Source organism: Knoellia koreensis, from assembly GCF_013041615.1.
Lineage (GTDB): Bacteria > Actinomycetota > Actinomycetes > Actinomycetales > Dermatophilaceae > Pedococcus > Pedococcus koreensis.
Genome location: NZ_JABEPQ010000001.1, coordinates 615590 through 636108, shown reverse-complemented (window position 1 = coordinate 636108; position 20519 = coordinate 615590). Strand labels below are relative to the sequence as shown.

Sequence of the window (20519 nt, the reverse complement as noted above, 5' to 3'; positions counted from 1 at the left end):
CACGGCACGCAGTGCTCGACCAGGCTGCTCGACCACACCGGGAGGTCTTCGTGGGCGAAGAGGTGAACGCGCAGAGCTACACACGGGAGCAGCGCCAGCGGTATCGCGAGAAGGTGCGACAGAACCTCGACGTGTTCGAGCGGATGCTGTCGCAGAGCGTGTTCGAGTTCGACCGCCCGATGACGGGCATGGAGATCGAGCTCAACCTCGTCGATGACGACTACCAGCCCAACTTCGCCAACGCCGAGGTGCTCGAGGAGATCGCCGACCCCGGCTTCCAGACGGAGCTGGCTCGCTACAACATCGAGCTCAACGTGCCGCCGCGGCCCTTGCCGGGTGATGCCGCGATCGAGCTCGAGGACGAGATGCGTGGCTCGCTCAACGCCGCGGACGCGGCCGCCCGCAAGCGGGGCGCCCACATCGTCGCCGTCGGCATCCTGCCGACGATCATGCCCGAGGACTTCGAGGGCGAGTGGATCAGCGCCAACAACCGGTATGCCGCGTTGAACGACTCGATCTTCTACGCGCGCGGCGAGGACATCTACCTCGACATCGAGGGGCCGACGGGGGAGCGGGTCGCGACGTACGCCGACTCGATCGCACCGGAGTCGGCGTGCACCAGTGTCCAGCTGCACCTGCAGGTGTCGCCGCAGGACTTCGCCGCCCACTGGAACGCCGCGCAGGCGCTGTCGGCGCCGCAGGTGGCGCTGGCGGCGAACAGCCCCTACTTCTACGGCAAGCGGCTGTATGCCGAGACGCGGATCCCGTTGTTCACGCAGGCAACCGACACCCGCGCGATCGAGCTCAAGAACCAAGGGGTGCGGCCCCGCGTGTTCTTTGGCGAGCGGTGGATCACCTCGATCTTCGACCTGTTCGAGGAGAACGTGCGGTACTTCCCGGCGCTGCTCGCGGAGGTCAGTGACGAGGACCCGGTGGCGCTGCTCGAAGCCGGGGAGGCGCCGAGCCTCGCGGAGCTGCGGCTGCACAACGGCACCGTCTACCGGTGGAACCGGCCCATCTACGACATCGTCAAGGGCAAGCCCCACCTGCGGGTCGAGAACCGGGTGCTGCCGGCCGGCCCGACCCTCATCGACGTCCTCGCGAACGCTGCGTTCTACTACGGCGTGATCCGCAAGCTCGCCGCCGACGACCGCCCGGTGTGGACCAAGATGAGCTTTGCGGTGGCCGAGCAGAACTTCGTCAACGCTGCCCGCGACGGCATCGAGTCGCGGCTCTACTGGCCGGGATTCGGCGAGGTGCGGTCCGACGAGCTGGTGCTGCGGCACCTGCTGCCGATGGCCTACGAGGGCCTGACCGAGTGGGGCGTGTCGGAGAAGGTGCGCGACCGGTATCTCTCGGTCATCGAGGGGCGCTGCACGACGGGGCGCAATGGGGCCACGTGGATGACGGACACGGTGAACCGGCTCGAGACCGAGGGCAAGGGCATGGACCGGCAGAGCGCGTTGGCGCAGATGCTGCGCAGGTATGCCGAGAACATGCACAGCAACGAGCCGGTCCACACCTGGGAGCTGCCGTAGGGGCGACCCCTTGGACGGGGGCGCGGGCTCGGAAGGTGCGCCGACGCTGCGCTCGACGTCGGGGCGTTGCTCGTGCGTGCCCTGAGACTGCGGTGTCGTGCCCTGGGGTTATGGTTGTTGTACGACCTTGACGCCCTTGACGGCTCGGACTGGGTGGGGCGTCACCGTGTGGAGGTGGAGTGATGAGCCGGACAGTCGATACGACGGCGGTGGAAGCATTGGCGGCTGCCGTGCGCGAGCGAGTCGAGGCTCGCGCCGCGGAGCTCGAGGCGCAGGGGCGGACCCTGGAGCTCGAGGACGTCGAGGAGCTGGCCGAGCGGATGGTGGCTGCGCTGCCGACGGTGCATCCGTTGGACGAGCCGCTCGCGCCGTTCTACGACACGGCGGGGTTGGTGGCGTGGCTCGGGATCTCGCGGCAGGCGCTGTTCGACCGGGTGCGGCGGGGGACGGTGCTCGCGGCACGGACCAGTGACGGGCACCTTGTGTATCCGTCACTGCAGTTCGGGCGCAACGGGCAGGTGCGGCCGGGTGTGCAGGACGCTGTCGGCATCTTCACGCGGGCCGGTGTCGACGGGTGGACCGTCGGGGCCTGGCTCACCACGCCGAGCGAGGTTTTCGAGGGGCACAGCGCGGTCGACTACCTCGTGGTGCATCGTTCGTCGGCTGCGGCGGTGGCGCACGTTGCCGAGGCGGCGGCCGCGGATGCTGCCCGGTGGGCTGCCTGAGGTGGGGGAGCGCGAGCGGGTGGCGCACCGCGCGCCACAGGGATCGTTGGAGGGCTTTCCGGTGGCGGAGGTCCACGCGGAGGACGATCTGTTCCGTTGTCACCGTGCGGATCGCGGGGCGTGGTGGTTCGGCAACGACGGTGGTGGGCGGTTCGACCTGCCGTCGCCACGCGGCACCTGCTACCTCGCGTTGGATGCCGAGAGCGCCGTGCGCGAACGGCTGGGTCCAGTGCTCGCGGTGCGCCGCGAGCTGCCGGAGTCGGCGCTGGAGGATGCGATTGTGTCGCGACTGCATGCACCGTCGGCGTGGCGGTTGGCAGACGTCCAGTCACGCGCTGCCGGCGGGTTCGGTGTGACGCGCGAGCTCGAGACGATGGTGCCGTATGCCGTGCCCCAGGCGTGGGCGCGCGCGTTCGCCGACGTGGGTTTGGACGGGGTGCGGTACGGGCCGCGGTTCACGCCGGGGGAGGCCAGCTCGGTCGCGGCCTTTGGTGACGAGGGTGGGCGCGACTGGCCCACGGATGCGGGCGCCGTGCCGGCGGCGTCGGTGCCCGGCATACCGGATCTCGTTGCTGCGCCTCGCCGTTCGGACCTCACGGTCGTGCGGCCGCCACGCACTCGAGCCCACCGCTCGTAGCCGGGTGAGCGCCCGTAGTGCCCGTTGCCCGGTCTGGAACGGCACCTCGCTCAGAATGGTGGTGGGTCGTCGGCGTTGGGCCGGTGGCGGGTGGAGTGGTGGCTCGCGAGGTGGGAGGCGTAGTCGTCGGTGAGGTCGACGGTCCACAGGCTGCCGGGGGTGATGAGCTGGCCGATGGGTTTGCCGTACTCGTCGCAGATGTTGCGGTGTTGGGGGCCGAAGCATTCGCGGTGGTCGGTGAGGTACTCGAGCTGTTCGTCGAGCAATGAGGGCAGCTCGACCGGGCGGTCTGTTGCAGCGCCGGTGTCGTCAGCGATGGGTTGGCCGTCGTCATCGAGCCAGGGCTGGGGGTCGGGGTTGAGGTGGTTGACCGGGTGGGTGGTTCGGGTGCGGCCGGTGGGGTCGGTCCATTCGACGATGGCGCCGGGGAGCATGCGTACGGACCAGCGGCGGAGTTGTTTGGTGCGGTGGTGGCGTCGGCACAGGCAGATCAGGTTGCTCACCCGGGTCAGGGTGGACCCTTCACGCCAGGGGCTGACGTGGTCGAGGTCGCAGAAGGTGGCGGCGACGGTGCAGCCGGGGAACCGGCAGTGTCCGTCCCTGGATTTGACGGTGCGGATCATGGCTTCGGTGGGCCGGTACCCGATCACGACCGGTTCCGGGACCGCGCACCGCCGCACCACCGCGTCGGCGAAGGCTGCCTCAATCGACGCCACGCCGGACGAGCCGGTCAGGCGCGCGTTTCCAGTCGAGCCCGAGTTGCCTTCCGAGCCAGCATTTCCGCTCCGGCCTGCCACCCGTGTCGAACCTGTGCTTCGGGTCCGGTCCGCGTTCCCTGTCGAGCGGGCGTTCCCGGTGGGACCGGCCCGGTCCGCCTTCCCTGTCGAGCTCGCGTTGCCGTTGCGGCTGGTGGCTGCCCTTGCGGTGGCGTGGTCACCGCCACGGGTCTTGTCCTGACCGGTGGGTGTGATGGTCCAGCTGCTGACCGGGGTGGAGGTGTAGGCGCCGGTCGACTCGTCGCAGGGCAGGATGTCGATCCGCACCCGCCGAGGAGCCAGCGCCGGCAAGGCCACCGGTCGACCACCTGCGGTCGCGGGCGCACTCGGGTCGGCAGCACGCAGCTTCTTCCTCTTGCGGCCCTTGCCCTTGCCTTCGCCGTCGACGCCCCAGTCCTCAGGGATGGTTCGGGTGGGGGGTCCTGTGAGTGCGGGTGGCCCGGTGGCGGTGCAATGTTTACCGATTCCGTTGTCGCGTAGCACTTGCCGCACCCAAGCATCGAGGTCGGCCGTGTCAACCGCCGCGCCCTCTGCGCCGGTCGCAACTGGTGACGCATCCGAGCTTCGGACTCGCTCGTTCGCGTGGGCACCGGAAGTACCGGTCAAGGGAGCCTGTCGGGTCTTGGGCGGGCCTTGCGGCTGTCTCGCGAACGGTTCGGTGACGCTTGCCAGCGCACCATTGAGGCGGGACTCGGGGACCGCGACTTGGATGACGTACTCGGCGCGGGTGTTGCCGTCGATGAACGCGAGCATCGCGTCCGCCCGGGCCTGCTCAATGCACGTGTTGTGTCCGGCGCGCACGTACTCGCGGGCGAGGGAGTCGATCGCGGACCACGCCTTCTGCGACTGCTCCACCGGCAACGACGCGACCCAGGTGTCGACGCCGGGCCCGTCACCGGGCCAGCGCTGCAGCGACCGCTCCTTACGCGCTTGGGCGGCTTTCTGGCGCAGGAACTCCGCAGCCACCTGCCCCAGGACGCGGCGCACGCGTTGCCGCAACCGCCCACCGGTCTCCTTGCCGAGGTGGGGTTCGATCTTGGCCAGCACCGCCTCCACGGCGTTGTCGGGGGCATCGGCCAGTTCGTGTTCGATGATGCTGGCCCGGTACGGGTCGATCCGGCCCTGACCCATCGCTTCGAGCACGCACGGGTACCGCCCCGCCAGCTGGGCTGCGACACCGACCCTGGTCTCCGCACCGCGGGCGGTCACGCCGAGCTCGTCGCTGACGAGGGCGGCGGCGTCCATGCGGTGGTGGCCGTACCCGCGGAACTGCTCGACGACCTCACCGGTGCCCGGGTCGACGACGTCCTCGATCGCGGACACGTTCGCGATCGCCACCGTCTGCACGGCCTGCACCATGCTGACCAGACGCTGGGTGTCACCCACGAGCTGGACGAAGTCGTCGATCGACTCCCGCCGTGGAGCATCCGCCAGACGGGCAGCGTCAGCGCTCACCGTCCGCAACAGCTCCACGATATCGATCATGTGTTCGATTGTACTCGGACCCGCCGACAGCGACAAGAACTTGTCCACACCGAATCCTGTGTGTTTCCAAGAGAATTCGTTCACAAGGCCGGCAGTGACCGAAGGCCGCCCAAGGCCCCATAGACGAACGCACGCCCCGGCACCCAAGCCGCCCGCGCCACAAGTAGAAGGGGCACGAACCAGCAACAGCAGCGGGCACGATCAGCCAGTCCTCCCCAGCGCCTTTTCAGCCCAACCACACCCCAAGGTGCGCCGCGCCGAGACCCGGCCACGCGGCATACCTGCGCCCGATCAGCCAGTCCTCCCCAACGCCTGAAACCCGCCAACCACCAAGCCGAACGGCACGCTAACCGTGAGCCACGAACCAGCAACCGCACGGCGCACGATCAGCCGGATGTCCAGGGCCACCTCCACCCCACACCCATCGAGAGGTGACCAACCTGCGCGACCCGACCCGCGATGACTCGCTCGTCCCGAGCGCGGTCAAGCCACACCGACGCAGAGGTCACGCCGAAACACGACGCAACCGCACGTTGAGCAGCCTTCGCAGGCCGTGCCACCGAGCCCCTCAGGGCACCCGGTTCCACAAGGCGATCGAGGGGACGGCGTGCTCCGGTCGCAGCACCGACAGCGACCCGGCGTCGAGGAGAATCTGCGCACCCATCCGAGGCTCCTGCTGGAGGTAGACCGTGGTGAGTACGCGCAGGTTGTGCCCGTGCCCGACCAGCGCCACGTCGCCCTCGGCCAGCAGCGGCCGGACCCTGGCAAGCACTCGGGAGGCTCGCGCCGCAACCTCTTCGACGGTCTCACCCGGTGTCTCGCCCGGCACAACCCCGTCCTTGAAGACGGTCCAGGTCTCGTCGCCGAGCTGTTCGCGGATCTGCGGCGTGGTGAGGCCCTCGTAGCCGCCGTAGTCCCACTCGCGCAGGTCCTCGGTGATCTCGGGGGTCAGCCCGGCGAGCTCGGCCGTCCGCCTGGCCCGTTGCAACGGCGACGACAGCACGAGGCGGAAGTCGTACTCCTTCAACAGGGGAGCGAGGTTTCGCGCGACGCGTTCGCCATTCTCGGTCAGGGGTAGGTCGGTGACGCCGGTGTGCTGGCCGGACTTCGACCACTCGGTCTCGCCGTGACGCAGCAGCACGAGACGGCCGGACGGGGCTTTGTGGGTCGCAGTCACGAGGGTCAGTCTGTCTGACACAGTGGGCGCATGCGACTGAGGTACCGGCTGCTGAACGTCTTTGCCCGCCCCGGTGACCCGTTCTCCGGCAATGCGTTGTGCGTCTTCGAGGACGGTTCCGGGCTCGACGACGACCAGATGCAGGCGCTGGCTCGTCAGTTCAACCTGTCCGAGACGACCTTCATCGTCCGGCCCGACGACGGCGCCGATGCCGGGGTGCGCATCTTCACCGCGACCTTCGAGATGCCTTTCGCCGGCCACCCCACCTTGGGGACGGCCCACGTCGCCAGGGGCCTCGGTCTCGGTGGCGACGAACTGTCGCTGTCCATGCCCGCTGGCGTCGTTCCCGTTGCGGCACAAGGGGACTCGTGGATCCTCACCGCGAGGCCGGGAGCGGTCGAGGCCGACCTCGACCCCGTCCAGCTGGCCCTTGGACTCGGCCTCGAGCCAGACGACCTGCCAGGCCCCGTCCAACAGGTCTCCGTCGGCACCTCTCAGGTCATCGCCCGCGCACGCGACGCCGGCGTGGTGCGACGCGCGCGCGTCGTCCCGAGCGCTATGCCGTCGTATGCCGCGATGGGTCGCAGCGGGGGAGAGGTGCTCGTCTACCTGTGGGCGCCATCGGGTGACGGCACCATCGAGGCACGGGCGCTCATCACCGACGGCACGGGAGTCTGGGAGGACGCCGCAACCGGGTCCGCCTGCTCGAACCTCGGGGTCGCCCTTCACGCGGCAGGGGAGTCCGGCCAGTGGCAGATCAGCCAAGGTGACGCGATGCACCGACCCTCGACCCTCGAGCTGTCCGTGGACACTGACGGCACGGTCCGGGTGGGTGGTCTCGTGCGCGACCTCGGCGCGGGGGAGCTCGAGCTGTGAGCGCGGATCTCGAGCAGGCAGTGGCGGCGGCGGTTGCAGCAGACGCGTTGGTGCAGTGGCGTGTCTGCATGGTCGATCCAACCACCGACGAGCACCTCGTGTGCCACGACGCCGACACCGAGCAGGCCTCGGCCAGCCTGGGCAAGCTGTTGCTCCTCGTCGAGGTCGCAGCGCAGTTCGAGGTCGGCACCCTGGCGGAGTCCGAGCTGCTGGCCCACGGAGACGATGACTGGGTCGACGACTCGGGTCTGTGGTGGCACCTGACCGCCGCCGCTCTGCCCGCCGTCGACTGCGCGACCCTCGTCGGCGCATTCAGCGACAACCTGGCCACCAACGTCCTGCTGCGCCGAGTCGGCGGTCCCGAGGTCGTCCGTAACCGCGCAAAAACCGTTGGCATCAAAGACATATCGCTGCACCGCTACGTCGGCCTCCACGCCAAACCACGCCCCGCCGTGGAGAGCCCGTTCGGCCTCTCCAGCGGCACCGCAGCCGGGTATGCCGCGTTGCTGGCTCGCCTGCACCGGCGCGACGTCGTGAGCGCGGCAGTGTCCGAGCGGGTGCTGGGCTGGTTGGCCCTCAACGCGGACCTCTCCATGGTCGGAGGCGCGTTCGACCTCGACCCCCTGTGCCACGACGAGCCCGACCTCGGCGTGCAGCTCTGGAACAAGACGGGCACGATCTCAGACGTGCGAGGTGACGTGGGCGTGGTGGTCGGTGAGGCACGGACCGTTGCGTATGCCGTGCTGACACACTGGGACGACGCCAGCCACCCCGCGGGACGCGCCGTGGCGCTCGATGGCATGCAGCGCATCGGTCGCGCCCTCCGGGGTCTGGTGAGGACGGAGCCGATCGATGCCTGAGTTCATCGCACTCCTGCGAGCAGTGAACGTCTCCAAGCGCCAGCTCAAGATCGCTGAGGCGCGAAAAGCCTTGGAGGAAGCCGGGTTCGGCGAGGTCGAGTCCCACATCCAGACCGGAAACTTCCTCGTCGCCACCACCATGCGCAGCATCCCCAAGATCGAGGCAGAGGTGGGCCGCGTGCTCACCGAGCACGCCGGGTTCGAGATCGTCGCAGTCGTCCGGCGACCGCAGGAGCTGCCGCCCCTGGTCGAGGCTGTGGACGGCATACCCGAGGCGTCGTCCGGGGCGACCACGCGCTACGTCCTCTTCTGCGACAAGGCGCCCACGGCTGCGGCCAAGGCCGAGGTGGAGGCGTGGGACGTCGCCGGTGAACGCGCCTTCGTCATGGGGAAGGATGTCCTCATGGACTACGCCGTGCCGTTCCACCAGGCCAGGCTGACCAGCGCACGGCTGGAGAAGATGCTCGGCGTGACCGGTACGGCACGCAACATGACGGTGGTTCGCGCAATGGCGCAGAAATGGGGTCGGTGATGACTGAGGAGACTGGCGGCACGGGCACGGGGCACCGCTCGGTGAGCTTCACCCGCGTCGAGAAGGGGCTCTACGAGGCAACGAACGCCCGCGGCGGCACACTGCGCTTCGGTGGTGGCGGCGAAAGCGAGGAGTTCACGCCGGTCGAGCTGCTGCTGACCGCGATCGCCGGGTGCAGCGCCGTCGACGTCGACTTCATCGTGAGCAAGCGCGCCGAGCCGACGACGTTCGACGTCGTGACCGAGGGCGTCAAGACCAAGGACGCCGAGGGCCGCAACGAGATGAGCGACCTCGCCGTGACCTTCACGGTGCGGTTCGACGAGGGCGAGGCCGGCGACAAGGCCCGGGAGATGCTGCCCAAGGCGATCGCGATGTCGCACGACCGGCTGTGCACCGTCACCCGCACCGTCGTCAAGGGCACGCCGGTCGAGGAGCGTCAGGCCTAGGCGACCTTCTCGCGGGCGGCGACGAAGGCCGCCACACAGGCGCGCACGTCATCCTCGGAGTGTCCCGCGGACAGTTGCACCCGGATCCGCGCCTTCCCTTGTGGCACAACGGGATACGAGAAGGCGATGACGTAGACGCCCTCGTCGAGCATGGCGTCGGCGATCTGCGCGGCCTGTCGGGCACCGTCCTCACCCGGGAACATGACCGGCGTGATCGGGTGCTCGCCGGGCAGCAGGTCGAACCCGGCCTCGGTCATCAGCTCGCGGAACAGCGTGGTGTTGGCCCGCAGCCGTTCGCGGGCCTGAGTCGAGTCCGCCGCGATCTCCAGGGCCTTGAGCGAACCCGCGGCAACAGTGGGCGCCACGGCGTTGGAGAAGAGGTAGGGCCGTGAGCGCTGCCGCAGGAGGTCGACGATCTCCTGGTGGGCGGCGACGTAACCACCCGACGCACCGCCCAGCGCCTTGCCCAGGGTCCCCGTGAGGATGTCGACCCGGTCCATCACGCCGAAGCGCTCCGGCGTCCCGCGCCCGCCGTCACCGACGAAACCCACCGCGTGCGAGTCGTCGACCATGACCATGGCGCCGAACTCCTCGGCCAGGTCACAGATCTCGTCGAGCGGAGCGAGGTAGCCGTCCATCGAGAACACCCCATCGGTGACGACGACGATGCGCCGCGCACCGGCGGTCTTCGCGGCCTCGAGCTGGGCTCGCAGGTCGGCCATGTCGGCGTTCTTGTAGCGGTAGCGCTGGGCCTTGGACAGCCGGATGCCGTCGATGAGCGAGGCGTGGTTGAGCTCGTCGGAGATGATCGCGTCCTGCGCGCCGAAGAGCACCTCGAAGACCCCACCGTTGGCGTCGAAGCACGACGAGTACAGGATCGTGTCGTCGGTCTGGAGGAACTCCGAGATGGCCCGCTCGAGCTGCTTGTGCAGCTCCTGGGTGCCACAGATGAAGCGCACGCTGGCCATCCCGAAACCCCACTCCCGCAACGCATCTGCTGCAGCAGCCTCGACGTCGGGGTTGTCGGCGAGCCCGAGGTAGTTGTTGGCGCAGAAGTTGAGCGCCTCTGCCTTGCTGGTCGTGATGTGCGCCGACTGGGGTGAGGTCAGCTCACGCTCCCGCTTGTAGAGCCCCGCGTCCTCGATCTCGCGCAGGGTCGTGGCCAGCTCGTCCTTGACGGTGCCGTACATGTCGCTCCTTCAGCTCCAGTCCATGATGACCTTGCCGCACTGCCCGGACCGGGCGGCGGCGAACGCGTCCTGCCACTGCTCGGCAGGGAAGCGGTGGGTGATGACCGAGGCGATCCGCCGACGCAGCAGCTCGCTGTTGCCGAGCATCGAGCTCATGGCGTACCAGGTGTCGTACATCTCGCGGCCGTAGATGCCCTTGATGGTGATCATGTGGGTGATGACCTTGCCCCAGTCGACCGGGAACGGGTCCTTGGGCAGCCCCAGCATCGCCACCCGCCCGCCGTGGTTCAGGTGCGCCAGCATGTCCTCGACCGCGCTGGGGACGCCCGACATCTCCAGCCCGATGTCGAAGCCCTCCTTCATGCCGAGGGTGTTCATCGCCTCGCGCAGTGTCCCGGTCGAGGCGTTGACGACGAGGTCGGCGCCGGCCTCCTTGGCCAACCCGAGTCGGTAGTCGCTGATGTCGGTGACGACAACGTGCCGGGCGCCGACGTGCCGGGCGATCGAGGCAGCCATGACGCCGATCGGGCCGGCACCGGTGATGAGGACGTCCTCGCCGGCCATCGGCCACTGGAGGGCCGTGTGCGTGGCGTTGCCGAACGGGTCGAACACCGCCGCAAGGTCGGGGTCGAGGTCGTCGGGCTGGATCCACGCGTTGGAGGCGGGGATCACCACGTAGTCGGCGAACGCACCATCGCGGTTGACCCCGACACCGATCGTGTTGATGCACATGTGCCGGCGGCCCGCGCGGCAGTTGCGGCAGGTGCCGCACACGATGTGCCCCTCACCGGAGACCCGCTGGCCCACGCGCACCGAGTCGACGTCCTCGCCGACCTCGACCACCTCGCCGTAGAACTCGTGTCCGATGGTCATGGGCGGCTTCACCGTCGAGGCCGCCCAGTCGTCCCACTGCTCGAGGTGCAGGTCGGTGCCGCACAGGCCCGCCCGCAGCACCCGGATCTTCACGTCCGTCGGCCCGGGACTGGGTTCGGGCACGTCCACGAGCGAGAGTCCGGGACCGGCCTGGGTCTTCACGAGGGCGCGCACGCGACCACCCTAGTGACCACGCGGCATACCCTTGACGGCATGGCACGCTATCTCGACATCCACCCCGTCGACCCCCAGCCCCGCCTTGTGGGGCAGGCGGTCACGATGGTGCGTGACGGCGGCCTGCTGGCCTACCCGACGGACTCGGGCTACGCCCTCGGGTGCGCCCTGGGCAACCAGGACGGCAAGGACCGCATCGTGCGGATCCGCCACCTCGACGACCGGCACCACTTCACGCTTGTCTGCCGCGACTTCGCCCAGCTCGGCCAGCTCGTGCACATCGACAACTCGGTGTTCCGCGCCATCAAGGCGGCGACGCCGGGCCCGTACACGTTCATCCTCCCCGCCACCAAGGAGGTGCCGCGGCGGCTCCTGCACCCGAAGAAGAAGACGGTCGGCGTGCGCATCCCCGAGTTCCGCGTCGTGCAGGCGCTCCTCGACGAGCTGGGTGAGCCGCTGCTGTCGAGCACCCTGATCCTGCCCGGTGAGACCGACCCCATGACGGAGGGCTGGGTGGTCAAGGACGAGCTCGACCACCAGGTCGACGCCGTGATCGACGTGGGGGAGTGCGGCACCGAGCCCACGACCGTCGTCGACTTCTCGGACGGCGCGCCAGAGGTGGTGCGGGTCGGTGCCGGTGACCCGACGCCGTTCGAGTGAGCCTGCCGCTACATCTCCTCGTGGGTGTCCGGGTCGCCGCCGAAGCGCCGACCGTCGGCCCGGCCCAACGCAGTGATCGCGGCCACCTCGTCCTCGGTGAGCTCGAACCCGAACACGTCGAGGTTCTCGCGCTGCCGCTGCGCTGACGCCGACTTGGGCAGGGGCATGGAGCCGATCTGCAGGTGCCAGCGCAGGACGACCTGCGCGGGCGTGACGTCGTGCGCCTTGGCCGCGGCGACGACCGGCGCCTCCTCGAACGGGGTGGGGTTCTTGCCGAGTGGGCTCCACGCCTGGGTGAGGATGCCGAGCTCGTCGTTGGTGGCGCGCAGCTCAACCTGGGGGAAGTAGGGGTGCAGCTCGATCTGGTTGATGGCCGGCGTGACCCCGGTGGCGTCGATGATGCGCTGGAGGTGGGCGGCGCTGAAGTTGCTGACCCCGATGGTGGTGACGACTCCGTCGCGCTGTGCCTGCACGAGCGCCTCCCACGCCTCGACGTAGAGGTCGACGCTCGGGTTGGGCCAGTGGATGAGCGCGACATCGATGGTCTCGACGCCGAAGCGCTCGGCGGACTCCGTGAGGGAGTGCAGCGCCTTGTCGCGGGCCTGTGAGCGACCCGGGATCTTGGTCGCCAGACGAACCTCAGCGCGCGGGATCTCGCTGCGGCGCAAGGCTTCCCCGACCTCGGACTCGTTCTCGTAGTTGACCGCGGAGTCGAGGTAGCGGTAGCCGACGTCGAGGGCCGAGGCGAGTGCGGAGGTGCCGTCCTCGCCGCGCAGTGGATAGGTGCCGAACCCGATGGCGGGCACGGTGGTTCCGTCGTTGAGCTGGTGGGTGAAGGTGGTGTCGGCACTCATGCCACCCACGCTACGGCCAGGGTCAGCCCGGTGCCTCCGGGAGGTGCTGGAGTGCGCGGGCAGCGGCGGCCAGGTCGCTCACCCGCGTCACCTTCACCCCGTCGGCGACGCGCGGCAGGGTGTTCGGCCACCCGGGTCCGCCGAGCACGACGTCGAGGGGACCGGTGGCCGTGGCGAGGGTGTGCCACAGTGGCTCGGCGTCGGGTCGTTCCATCGACGCCCAGAGGAAGACGGCGTCGGGCTGGCGCCTGGTGATGAGGTCACCGAGCGCACGGGTGGGCAGACGCGGTCCCAGGTATGCCGCCGAGAGACCCTGGCGCGCCAGCTCGGCCTGGAGGGCGAGCAGGGGCAGGTAGTGCTGCTCATCGTCCGCGCCGGCGAGCAGGACGCTACGGCGGGGGTGCGGTGGCCGGGCGGCGTGGATGATCGCACGAAGCTCGGCGACGAGGAGCTCGCTGGCGAGGTGCTCGGACTCGACACCGAGCGCCCCTTCGCCCCACTGCTCACCGATGAGGCGCAGCGCGGGGGAGAAGACGTCGGTCCATGCGCTGACGAGGTCGCGTTCGCGCAAGGTCTTGCGGTAGAGCGACGTCAGCGTCTGGGCGTGCAGCGCGATGGCTGCGCTGCTGATCTCGGCGATGGGACCGTCGAGCACGGTCGAGTCATGGCCAGTGTCGAAGGACGTGCCCTGCAGTGCAGTGGCCGCGTCCTCGCCAGCGGTCTGAGCCGAGGCGTTCGGCACCTCGATCCGCAGGCGCTCGGAGTCCATGGCGGAGGCGATCCGCGCAGCAGTGAGCGCGGGTACGCCACGGCCGATGAAGCGGGCCATGACCCGCACGCGCCGCACGTCCTCCTCGGTGTAGCGGCGGTGGCCACCGCCGGTGCGCAGCGACGGACCAATGCCGTAGCGGCGGTCCCACGTGCGCAAGGTGGCGGCGGGAACACCGACGCGTTCGGCCACCCGTCCCACCGGCCAGTCGACGTCGTGGTCGGTCGTCGACGCGTCATTCGGCACGTCCGCCATGATGCCCCACCTCCTTCGGTCGGGGGGCCTGCCCACGGGGCTTGGCGTCGACACCACGATAAAACTTGCTCAGGGTGTTGTCGCGTGAAGCACTTTTGCATAAGTTGGGGCCTGCCCGGTTGAACCAGTGCCGCGTGACCCGCCCCTCGAGGGCGTCGAGCAAAGGAGGCGACTCATGGACGTGGGCAACATCAAGCGACTTCCTCAGCCGCTGCTGGCCAACTACGAGTGGCAGGTGGACGGTGCCTGCCGCAGCACGGGGCCCGAACAGTTCTTCCATGGCGAGGCCGAGCGCGGACGCAAGCGACACAACCGCGACGCAGCCGCCAAGGCCGTCTGCGCGACCTGCCCGGTGCTCCGGCGGTGTCTCGAGCACGCGCTGGAGGTTCGCGAGCCGTACGGCGTGTGGGGTGGCACGACCCCCGAGGAGCGCGCCGTGATGATCGCGAGCCAGGCGAGCTGACTCAGCCCCGCTCCAGCAGCACGAGCACCTCGTGGTGCCGGGTCTGCGGGAACATGTCGAAGAGGCGTGCCCGGATGGGTTTCAGCGACGGCATGAGGCCGAGGTCGCGCGCGAGCGACTCGGCGTTGCACGAGGAGTAGAGCACGCGTTGCACGGTTCGGCTGCTCTCCAGCCAGTGGGACAGGTCCGTGCCGATGCCGCGTCGTGGCGGGTTGACGAGGACGGTGTCCGGTGCGGGGTTGTCGTGGGCGTATGCCGTGGCGTCGCCAGCGTGGAACACCCACTGTGGCAACGGCTTTCGACTGGCGAGTGCCTGAGTGGAGAGCTCGGCGGACGCCACGGCGTCGGCTGACACCTCGATGCCGACGACCCGCTGCGGGGCGGTGGCGGCGGTCATCGCGTGGAGGGCGAAGCCGCCGACGCCGCAGTAGAGGTCCCAAAGCGTCTGGGTGGCGGTGTCGGACAGCCAGTCCTGCGCCTGGCGGTAGAGCCCGGCGGCCACCTCGGTGTTGGTCTGGAAGAAGCTGCGGGGCCGCAGGTGGAGCCGGATCCCGTTGACCTGCATGGGAAGAGTGGCCTCAGGAGAAAGCACGACCTCCTCGTCACCCTCGAGGAGGGCCTTGTGCTCGGGCAGGAGGTTGGCCGTGACGACCTTGGCGGTCGGTAACACCCGCTGGATGGTTGGCAGGTGCTCGCGCAACCGTCGCAGCTGTCCCTCGGACCGCAGGACGAAGCGCAGCATGAGCTCGCCGTCGGGGGAGTGGGTCACCAGCAGGTGTTTGAGCTCACCGTTGCGGGTGGCAACGTCGTACGGCGTCAGGCCGATCTCGCCCACCAGCTGGGGCAGGCGAAGAACCGCCTCGTGCAGACCCGGCTCGTAGAGCCCGCACCGGGTCAGGTCGACCACGCGCGAGTCGTCGTCAAGGATCCCGAGAACGGGCGACCCCCGCCGGCCCCCGACCACAAGCTTGGCTTTGTTGCGAAAACCGTTCTCACGACTCGAAAAGGGATCGGTCCACGCGCCAGGCGTCACGACCTCGGTCAGCACCGCGCGGACGTGAGCGTCCTTCTCTGCCAGCTGCGCGGCATACCCGACGCCCATGAGGGTGCACGAACGGCACACGCCCGCGTCGAAGTAGTCGCACTGCACCGGCACAGGGTAAGTGACTCCGGACCCCTAGGATGCTCACGGTGACGACGCCACGCACTGCCGCGACGCCGACCAGGCGCCGATGGTTCCACGACGACTTCAAGCGCGCGGGCGTTGCGATCGTGGTCGCCATCGTCCCCGTCCTCGTGTTCGTCCTGGTCGTGGCAGCGCGTGACGGTGACTTCTCGGTGTCCCAGATCAGTGCGGTGATGGTCATCTGGATCATCTACGGGCTCGTCTACGACGTCCTCACGTGGAAGGCGTTCCACCAGGAGAGCGCCGACGAGCTGGCCCGGCTCGTCCACCGGCCGCGTCCGCCCGGGCCGCTCCTGCGGTGGTTCCTGGGCGGTGGTGACGGACCCGACTCGGCCCTTGCCCTGTCCATCGTGGCCTTTGCCGGGGCGGCGATCCTGCCGCGCCTCGACGCGGTCGCACACGGGGCCAGTCGCGGACTCCTGGCGAGCCTCGCGATCGCGACCGTCGCCGTGAGCTGGGCGACGGTGGTGGTCGGGTATGCCGTCTACTACGCGCGGGTGCAGTCCGACGACGACGGGAAGGGCCTGAGCCTGCCGGGAGGCGGCCAGCCGGTGTGGTGGGACTACTTCTACTTTGCCCTGATGGCGATGACGACCTTCGGGACGACCGACATCGACGTGACAACCACCCGGATGCGCAAGGCCGTGAGCGGTCAGGGGGCTCTCGCCTTCGTGTTCAACACCGTGATCCTGGCGATCGTCGTGGGCGCGCTCGCCTCGATCTGAGGACGTGGCTCAGCCCGCTCCGCCCAGGAGGCGCCACACCTGCGCACGGGCGCGCGGGAGGTCGACGGGTTGGTCGGCGAGGTCGTCGAGCAGCTGCTGGAGGGGCCACGTGATGAGTGTGGCGTAGCGTGCGGAGTAGATGCCGACGGAGTCGACCGCGAACCTGTCGTGCCGGTCGAACAGCACGTAGGCGACGAGCTGGTAGAGGTCGACGGTCCGCAGGCGGTCGCTGCGCCGGCCGGTCTCCTTGTCCTTGGGCCCGAGCCGGGTCTTGAGGTCGACCAGGAGGCGCCCGGCGATGAGGTCGGCGTCGGCGGCGCACAGGGCGGATGCCTCGAAGGTGGGGCCCAGCGCCACCGGGCGACCCAACTGTGGGAGCAGGTGCTGGCGGCTCAGGCGGGCGAGCTCGTCGAGCTGGCGCAGGGCGTCCGGCTGGGCGAGGCGAAGGAGGGCATCAGGGGTGAACGTGCCGGTGGCGAGCAGCGGTGCCAGCGGTGACTCCGGTCGGATGCCGCCGCTGCGGTAGACGTCGGTGCACCACGCCAGCGCCCAGCACGCCCGGGCGAGGTCGTCGCGGGCCTGGCCGTCGTCCTGGTGCGCCGCCGCAGACTGCGCGCGTGACACCACGGCGTCGACGACGGCGAGCAGCCGGGGTTCGGTGACGAAGCCGTAGAGGGCGATGCTGGGGGAGTGGGTCGGGTCGAGGACGAACCTGACGCCGAGGTCGTATGCCGCGCCGATGGCTGCCGGGTCGGAGGGACCGCCGGGGACGAGGAGCCGTCGTGGTGGCTCGCGGTAGGCGTGTTGGACCGGACGGACGTGCGGGAAGTGGTCGTCGAGGTAGCGCCTCAGGGGCGAACGGTGGTCGGCGACAGCGCTGGTCAGGTTGGAGAACCGGTATGCCGCCATCGCGCCGAGTCTGGCACGCGGACGCGGTTCACGTGACGTCGAAGCGCGCCATCATCGCCATGTCCTCGTGCTCGAGGTTGTGGCAGTGCATGACGTAGCGGCCTGCGTAGTCGTGGAAGCGGACAGCGAGGTCGAGGGTCTCACCGGGTCTCATGTCGACCGTGTCCTTCCACCCGAGCTCCTCGCGGCCGATGACGATGAACGGGTCGAGGTGCAGGTGGACCGGGTGGTGGACGTTGGACGTGACCCGCCAGACCTCGGTCTGGTCACGGGGCGTCGATGCGAGGGCGCGGCTCGGGTCGAAGGGCTTGCCGTTGATGGTCCACAGGGCGGTGCCGCCGTCGCTGCCCATGGCGAAGGTGAAGTGTCGTCGCGGTGCCGAGGCCGGGACCGTGAGGCCGGGGGCGCGCTCGGCCAGCCGGTCGGGAACGCGGCTGTCGTCGGAGGCCCTGCGGGCGACGACGAACTGCATCACCTGCGAGGTTGACCCGCCACCCACCGTGTTCCGCACGGTCACTCGACTCCCCACGGGGACCGTGCCGAAGTCCACCACGACGTCGACTCGCTCGCCCGGTGCGAGGATGAGCTCACGCAGCAATCGTGGGCGCGCGAGGAGCCCGCCGTCGGAGCCGACCTGCGTGAGCGGCATACCGCGTCCTCCCGTTTCGAAGACCAAGGTGACGCGACGAGCGTTGCAGGCGTTGACGATTCGCAGCCGGTAGCGGGCTGCGTCGACCTCGGCGACGGGCCACGGAGCGCCGTTCACGAGCATCACGTCGCCGAGGACGCCGGACATCCACTGGTCCGTGACGCCTGGCACGCGAAGGGTGCGGTCCCGGGACGGGTAGCGGAGCGCTCCGTCGGAGTCGAACGAGCGGTCGGCGATGAGCAGGGGCAGCTCGCGTTCGCCGTGGGGGAGCCCGAGGGAGTCCTCGTGGTCGTCGCGGACGAGGTGCATGCCCGCCAGGCCACGCCACACGGCTGGGCCCGTGAAGTCCATGCGGTGGTCGTGGTACCAGAGCGTCGCCGCCTGTTGGTCCATGGGGTAGCGGTAGTCGCGAGAACCGTTGGAAACATTGGCATCTGGGTCGGCCATGCTCGCGTGGCCGCCACTGTGGGACGGGCCGCCGGTCGCCCTTGCGGTTGCGCCACGAGGCTCGACGAGGTCGGTCGGCCAGCCATCGCTGTCGGACGGGGTGTGGCCGCCGTGCAGGTGGGTCGCGGTCGGGACGGGGAGCTCGTTCGTGTGGGTGATCGTGACGGGGGAGCCGGCGCGGGTCTCGATGGTCGGCCCGGGAAACGTCCCGTCGTAGCCCCACACCTGCGTCTTCACCCCGGGCAGGATCTCGACGTCGGCGACCCGCTGGACGATCGCAAGCCGACCGGACGAGTCGGGACAACGGACCGCCGGCCGGGGGAGCGGCACCTCGAAGGCCGTCGGGAGTGGGCGCCGGCTGCGCAGCAGGGTGGCGCTGGTGCCCCGGACATCGTTGCCGCACCCCGACAGGGTCGACATGCCTGCAGCAGCCACCGCACCCACGCCGACGAGCTTGCCGAGGTCACGTCTGGTCAGCTGCCTCATCGGGCAACCACGTGTTGGCCGCTCGTGTCTGCGGGAGCCAGCGGTGGCACTGCCTGCAGGCGCGCCGGCACCCGACGTCGCGCGGTGGCCGGCCGCCAGACCCACCAGGCCCACCACACCGAGGCACCGATGATGGCCACGCCGAGCGGGATGTGGATCGCGAGGACCCGTGCACCACCGAGTGCAATCTGCGCGATCTCCGCGACGAACAGCACCGTCGGGGGCACGAGGAGGCGCAGGGGAGCGCGCTGGAGCACCAGCACGAGGGATGCGGTGCCAGCCAGACCGGTGACGAGGAAGAGGCTGCCGCCGATGGCCGCGTGCCAGGTCAGGGCGCCGATGACACCGTCGAGGTACTCGCCCATGGAGAACGGCTGGGCGATCGCCATGATCGCGTGCAACGTCACGGTCGCGCGTAACAACCACGAGGAGAGGCGGTACATGGGGCAAACGCTAAGAACTCGCAGTGCACCACGGGATCGGGGTCAACCCTGAAAGAGTCGGCGGCGTCCCTGAATGACGTCAGGGGACATGACGTCAGTGGCTCAGGCGGTCTCCATGACCACGTCGAGGAACTTGCGGGACCGCTCGCGCAGCCCATCGACCCGCTGCTGCCGCCACCAGGCCCGGTCAGCCTGGTCCTGGAGCTCCATCGAGGTGGGGACCCGTCGCGAGTTCTTCGAGCAGGAGAAGTCGGTGCAGATCGACGTGCCGACCGTGTTGCCCATGCGACCGCTGGCCCCGGCCCGGGGCGCGACGAACAGCGTCACGTTGTCCGTGGCGGTGATGTCCTGGCACCACGAGCACATCAGCTTGCGGCGTTCGCGCGGGGCGGGGGCCCGGCGCAGCAGCATGGTGCGAACCTCATCGCCGTCGCCCGTGTCGACGACGAACGTCGTGTAGGCGAGCTGTTCGCGCTTGGCGTCCACCCAGCCGAGGTAGTCGAGGTTGTCCCACGCCACGGCACTGAGGTCGGGCAGGTCAGCGCGCTTGGCGTCGCCCTTGGAGGCGTTGACGAAGGAGCCACGGATCTCGGCTTCAGTCACAGGTCTCACTGGCACCAAGGTAGACGGCGGTATCTGGCGTCGGCGAACGGGTTTCGTGACTTCGCATACGGCAGCCCCGGTGTCATCTGCTCGGGACAGGTCAGTCCCAGCGGGGCAGTGGAGGGCGATGAGCCCACACGCGCTCGCCTTCACTGAAATGACATAATGTGGATTATCGGCGTTTACTCGCCCTGACCAATAGGAGCGAATGCACCGTCGACCAGCACGGGCACGGTTGTTGACGCATCCAGCTCAGCGGCCACGTCGACGTCGGCCACGAACCCCTTGGCGATGAGCTCGCGGCCGCCCACACAGTTGTGCATGGACTCATCCAGCCGTCCGGCGTCGGCGACGGCGACGAACAGGTCTGCCGCGGACCTGGCTTCCGGACTGAACACGTCGTCGGTCGACCTGGAATCCTGCAGCACGGTCGTGATCGAAGATCCGTTCGGAGAAGGAAGGACCAGTCGCGGGACCAACGGGCACGACGTCAGCTGGGCTGGCGACAACGACGGAGCGGGAACGGCGCCGGGCCTGGTCGCCTCGAGCCTGCCGACGGCGAGCACCGCGTCCCGAGACTGGGCGAACTCCTGCGCCCGACTGTCCTTCCAGGCGAACGGGAACACCCGCATTCCGCGCTCGACCGCGACCGTGACCGATGTCGTGAAGCTGAGGACGTCGACCACCACGCTCACCTCTGCGCCCACCGCCGTGGCGCCGACGGGTCCCCAGTCGAAGCGCACGGCATACGCGTCCTGCCCGAAGAGACCCGTCACGACGG

The 20519-nt window shown here is 69.4% G+C and carries 22 protein-coding genes; 10 read left to right on the top strand and 12 right to left on the bottom strand.

The annotated features are described in order from the left end of the window. Positions 1 to 50 precede the first annotated feature (50 nt). The 3 genes from HJG52_RS03165 to HJG52_RS03155 all read left to right on the top strand — a co-directional run bounded on the left by HJG52_RS03165 (position 51) and on the right by HJG52_RS03155 (position 2900). Positions 51 to 1538 carry a glutamate-cysteine ligase family protein gene (locus HJG52_RS03165; protein WP_171242084.1) on the top strand — a complete coding sequence of 496 codons (1488 nt, stop codon included), beginning with the start codon at positions 51 to 53 and terminating at the stop codon, positions 1536 to 1538. 182 nt (positions 1539 to 1720) lie between these two features. Further along, on the top strand, positions 1721 to 2263 hold the full coding sequence (locus tag HJG52_RS03160; RefSeq protein ID WP_171242083.1) for a hypothetical protein: 543 nt from the start codon (positions 1721 to 1723) through the stop codon (positions 2261 to 2263). Beyond that, positions 2241 to 2900: an RES family NAD+ phosphorylase gene (locus HJG52_RS03155; protein WP_171242082.1), complete on the top strand. Its 660-nt coding sequence runs from the start codon at positions 2241 to 2243 to the stop codon at positions 2898 to 2900. The genes HJG52_RS03160 and HJG52_RS03155 overlap by 23 nt, the downstream gene beginning before the upstream one ends. 50 nt (positions 2901 to 2950) lie before the next feature. Here HJG52_RS03155 and HJG52_RS03150 read toward each other — a convergent pair whose 3' ends face one another. Together HJG52_RS03150 and HJG52_RS03145 are read right to left on the bottom strand one after the other, a co-directional pair. Continuing rightward, positions 2951 to 5161, bottom strand: coding sequence for an HNH endonuclease signature motif containing protein (locus HJG52_RS03150; protein ID WP_171242081.1), 2211 nt, complete (start codon positions 5159 to 5161; stop codon positions 2951 to 2953). Positions 5162 to 5729: 568 nt separating this feature from the next. Beyond that, positions 5730 to 6347 (bottom strand): histidine phosphatase family protein, encoded by a 618-nt coding sequence (locus tag HJG52_RS03145; protein WP_206070168.1) that lies wholly within the window; start codon positions 6345 to 6347, stop codon positions 5730 to 5732. Between the two features lie 21 nt (positions 6348 to 6368). On the opposite strand from HJG52_RS03145, the gene HJG52_RS03140 reads away from it, so the two are divergent. Genes HJG52_RS03140 through HJG52_RS03125 form a run of 4 tightly spaced genes read left to right on the top strand, consistent with a single transcriptional unit; the run spans position 6369 to position 9052 of the window. Continuing rightward, positions 6369 to 7214 (top strand): PhzF family phenazine biosynthesis protein, encoded by an 846-nt coding sequence (locus HJG52_RS03140; protein WP_171242080.1) that lies wholly within the window; start codon positions 6369 to 6371, stop codon positions 7212 to 7214. After that, on the top strand, positions 7211 to 8074 hold the full coding sequence (locus tag HJG52_RS03135; protein WP_171242079.1) for a serine hydrolase: 864 nt from the start codon (positions 7211 to 7213) through the stop codon (positions 8072 to 8074). The genes HJG52_RS03140 and HJG52_RS03135 overlap by 4 nt, the downstream gene beginning before the upstream one ends. Next, positions 8067 to 8606 (top strand): DUF1697 domain-containing protein, encoded by a 540-nt coding sequence (locus tag HJG52_RS03130; protein ID WP_171242078.1) that lies wholly within the window; start codon positions 8067 to 8069, stop codon positions 8604 to 8606. The genes HJG52_RS03135 and HJG52_RS03130 overlap by 8 nt, the downstream gene beginning before the upstream one ends. Then, positions 8606 to 9052, top strand: coding sequence for an OsmC family protein (locus tag HJG52_RS03125; RefSeq protein ID WP_171242077.1), 447 nt, complete (start codon positions 8606 to 8608; stop codon positions 9050 to 9052). Before HJG52_RS03130 ends, HJG52_RS03125 begins: the two co-directional genes overlap by 1 nt. On the opposite strand, the gene HJG52_RS03120 is transcribed toward HJG52_RS03125, so the two are convergent. After that, positions 9049 to 10242 carry a glycine C-acetyltransferase gene (locus HJG52_RS03120; RefSeq protein WP_171242076.1) on the bottom strand — a complete coding sequence of 398 codons (1194 nt, stop codon included), beginning with the start codon at positions 10240 to 10242 and terminating at the stop codon, positions 9049 to 9051. The two genes, HJG52_RS03125 and HJG52_RS03120, sit on opposite strands and share 4 nt — an antisense overlap. A 9-nt stretch (positions 10243 to 10251) precedes the next feature. Continuing rightward, positions 10252 to 11289 (bottom strand): L-threonine 3-dehydrogenase, encoded by a 1038-nt coding sequence (tdh, locus tag HJG52_RS03115; RefSeq protein WP_171242075.1) that lies wholly within the window; start codon positions 11287 to 11289, stop codon positions 10252 to 10254. A gap of 39 nt (positions 11290 to 11328) precedes the next feature. Between tdh and HJG52_RS03110 the strand changes: the two genes are divergently transcribed. Next, on the top strand, positions 11329 to 11949 hold the full coding sequence (locus HJG52_RS03110; RefSeq protein WP_171242074.1) for an L-threonylcarbamoyladenylate synthase: 621 nt from the start codon (positions 11329 to 11331) through the stop codon (positions 11947 to 11949). An 8-nt stretch (positions 11950 to 11957) separates the two neighbouring features. On the opposite strand, the gene HJG52_RS03105 is transcribed toward HJG52_RS03110, so the two are convergent. After that, positions 11958 to 12803, bottom strand: coding sequence for an aldo/keto reductase (locus HJG52_RS03105; protein ID WP_171242073.1), 846 nt, complete (start codon positions 12801 to 12803; stop codon positions 11958 to 11960). Between the two features lie 22 nt (positions 12804 to 12825). After that, a complete protein-coding gene (locus tag HJG52_RS03100; RefSeq protein ID WP_171242072.1) occupies positions 12826 to 13827 on the bottom strand; it encodes a MerR family transcriptional regulator in 1002 nt (333 codons plus the stop codon). A 175-nt stretch (positions 13828 to 14002) separates the two neighbouring features. On the opposite strand from HJG52_RS03100, the gene HJG52_RS03095 reads away from it, so the two are divergent. Next, positions 14003 to 14290 (top strand): WhiB family transcriptional regulator, encoded by a 288-nt coding sequence (locus HJG52_RS03095; RefSeq protein ID WP_206069861.1) that lies wholly within the window; start codon positions 14003 to 14005, stop codon positions 14288 to 14290. A 1-nt stretch (position 14291) separates the two neighbouring features. Here HJG52_RS03095 and HJG52_RS03090 read toward each other — a convergent pair whose 3' ends face one another. After that, positions 14292 to 15440, bottom strand: a complete 1149-nt coding sequence (locus tag HJG52_RS03090) for a class I SAM-dependent methyltransferase (RefSeq protein ID WP_171242071.1) — start codon at positions 15438 to 15440, stop codon at positions 14292 to 14294. A 41-nt stretch (positions 15441 to 15481) separates the two neighbouring features. Here HJG52_RS03090 and HJG52_RS03085 point away from each other — a divergent pair, with 41 nt between their 5' ends. Then, the gene (locus tag HJG52_RS03085) at positions 15482 to 16201 is read left to right on the top strand and encodes a DUF1345 domain-containing protein (protein WP_171242070.1); all 720 of its coding nucleotides are present in this window, start codon (positions 15482 to 15484) and stop codon (positions 16199 to 16201) included. Positions 16202 to 16210: 9 nt separating this feature from the next. Here the strand turns inward: HJG52_RS03085 and HJG52_RS03080 are convergent, their stop codons facing one another. The 5 genes from HJG52_RS03080 to HJG52_RS03060 all read right to left on the bottom strand — a co-directional run bounded on the left by HJG52_RS03080 (position 16211) and on the right by HJG52_RS03060 (position 20514). After that, complete coding sequence (locus tag HJG52_RS03080; protein WP_171242069.1) at positions 16211 to 17110, bottom strand: hypothetical protein; 900 nt, start codon at positions 17108 to 17110, stop codon at positions 16211 to 16213. 28 nt (positions 17111 to 17138) lie between these two features. Then, on the bottom strand, positions 17139 to 18692 hold the full coding sequence (locus HJG52_RS03075) for a multicopper oxidase family protein (protein WP_171242068.1): 1554 nt from the start codon (positions 18690 to 18692) through the stop codon (positions 17139 to 17141). Continuing rightward, a complete protein-coding gene (locus tag HJG52_RS03070) occupies positions 18689 to 19135 on the bottom strand; it encodes a hypothetical protein (RefSeq protein WP_171242067.1) in 447 nt (148 codons plus the stop codon). The genes HJG52_RS03075 and HJG52_RS03070 overlap by 4 nt, the downstream gene beginning before the upstream one ends. Positions 19136 to 19237: 102 nt before the next feature. Continuing rightward, a complete protein-coding gene (locus tag HJG52_RS03065) occupies positions 19238 to 19747 on the bottom strand; it encodes an FBP domain-containing protein (RefSeq protein ID WP_171242066.1) in 510 nt (169 codons plus the stop codon). A 173-nt stretch (positions 19748 to 19920) separates the two neighbouring features. After that, positions 19921 to 20514, bottom strand: coding sequence for a 2-phosphosulfolactate phosphatase (locus HJG52_RS03060; RefSeq protein ID WP_171242065.1), 594 nt, complete (start codon positions 20512 to 20514; stop codon positions 19921 to 19923). Positions 20515 to 20519: the final 5 nt, after the last annotated feature.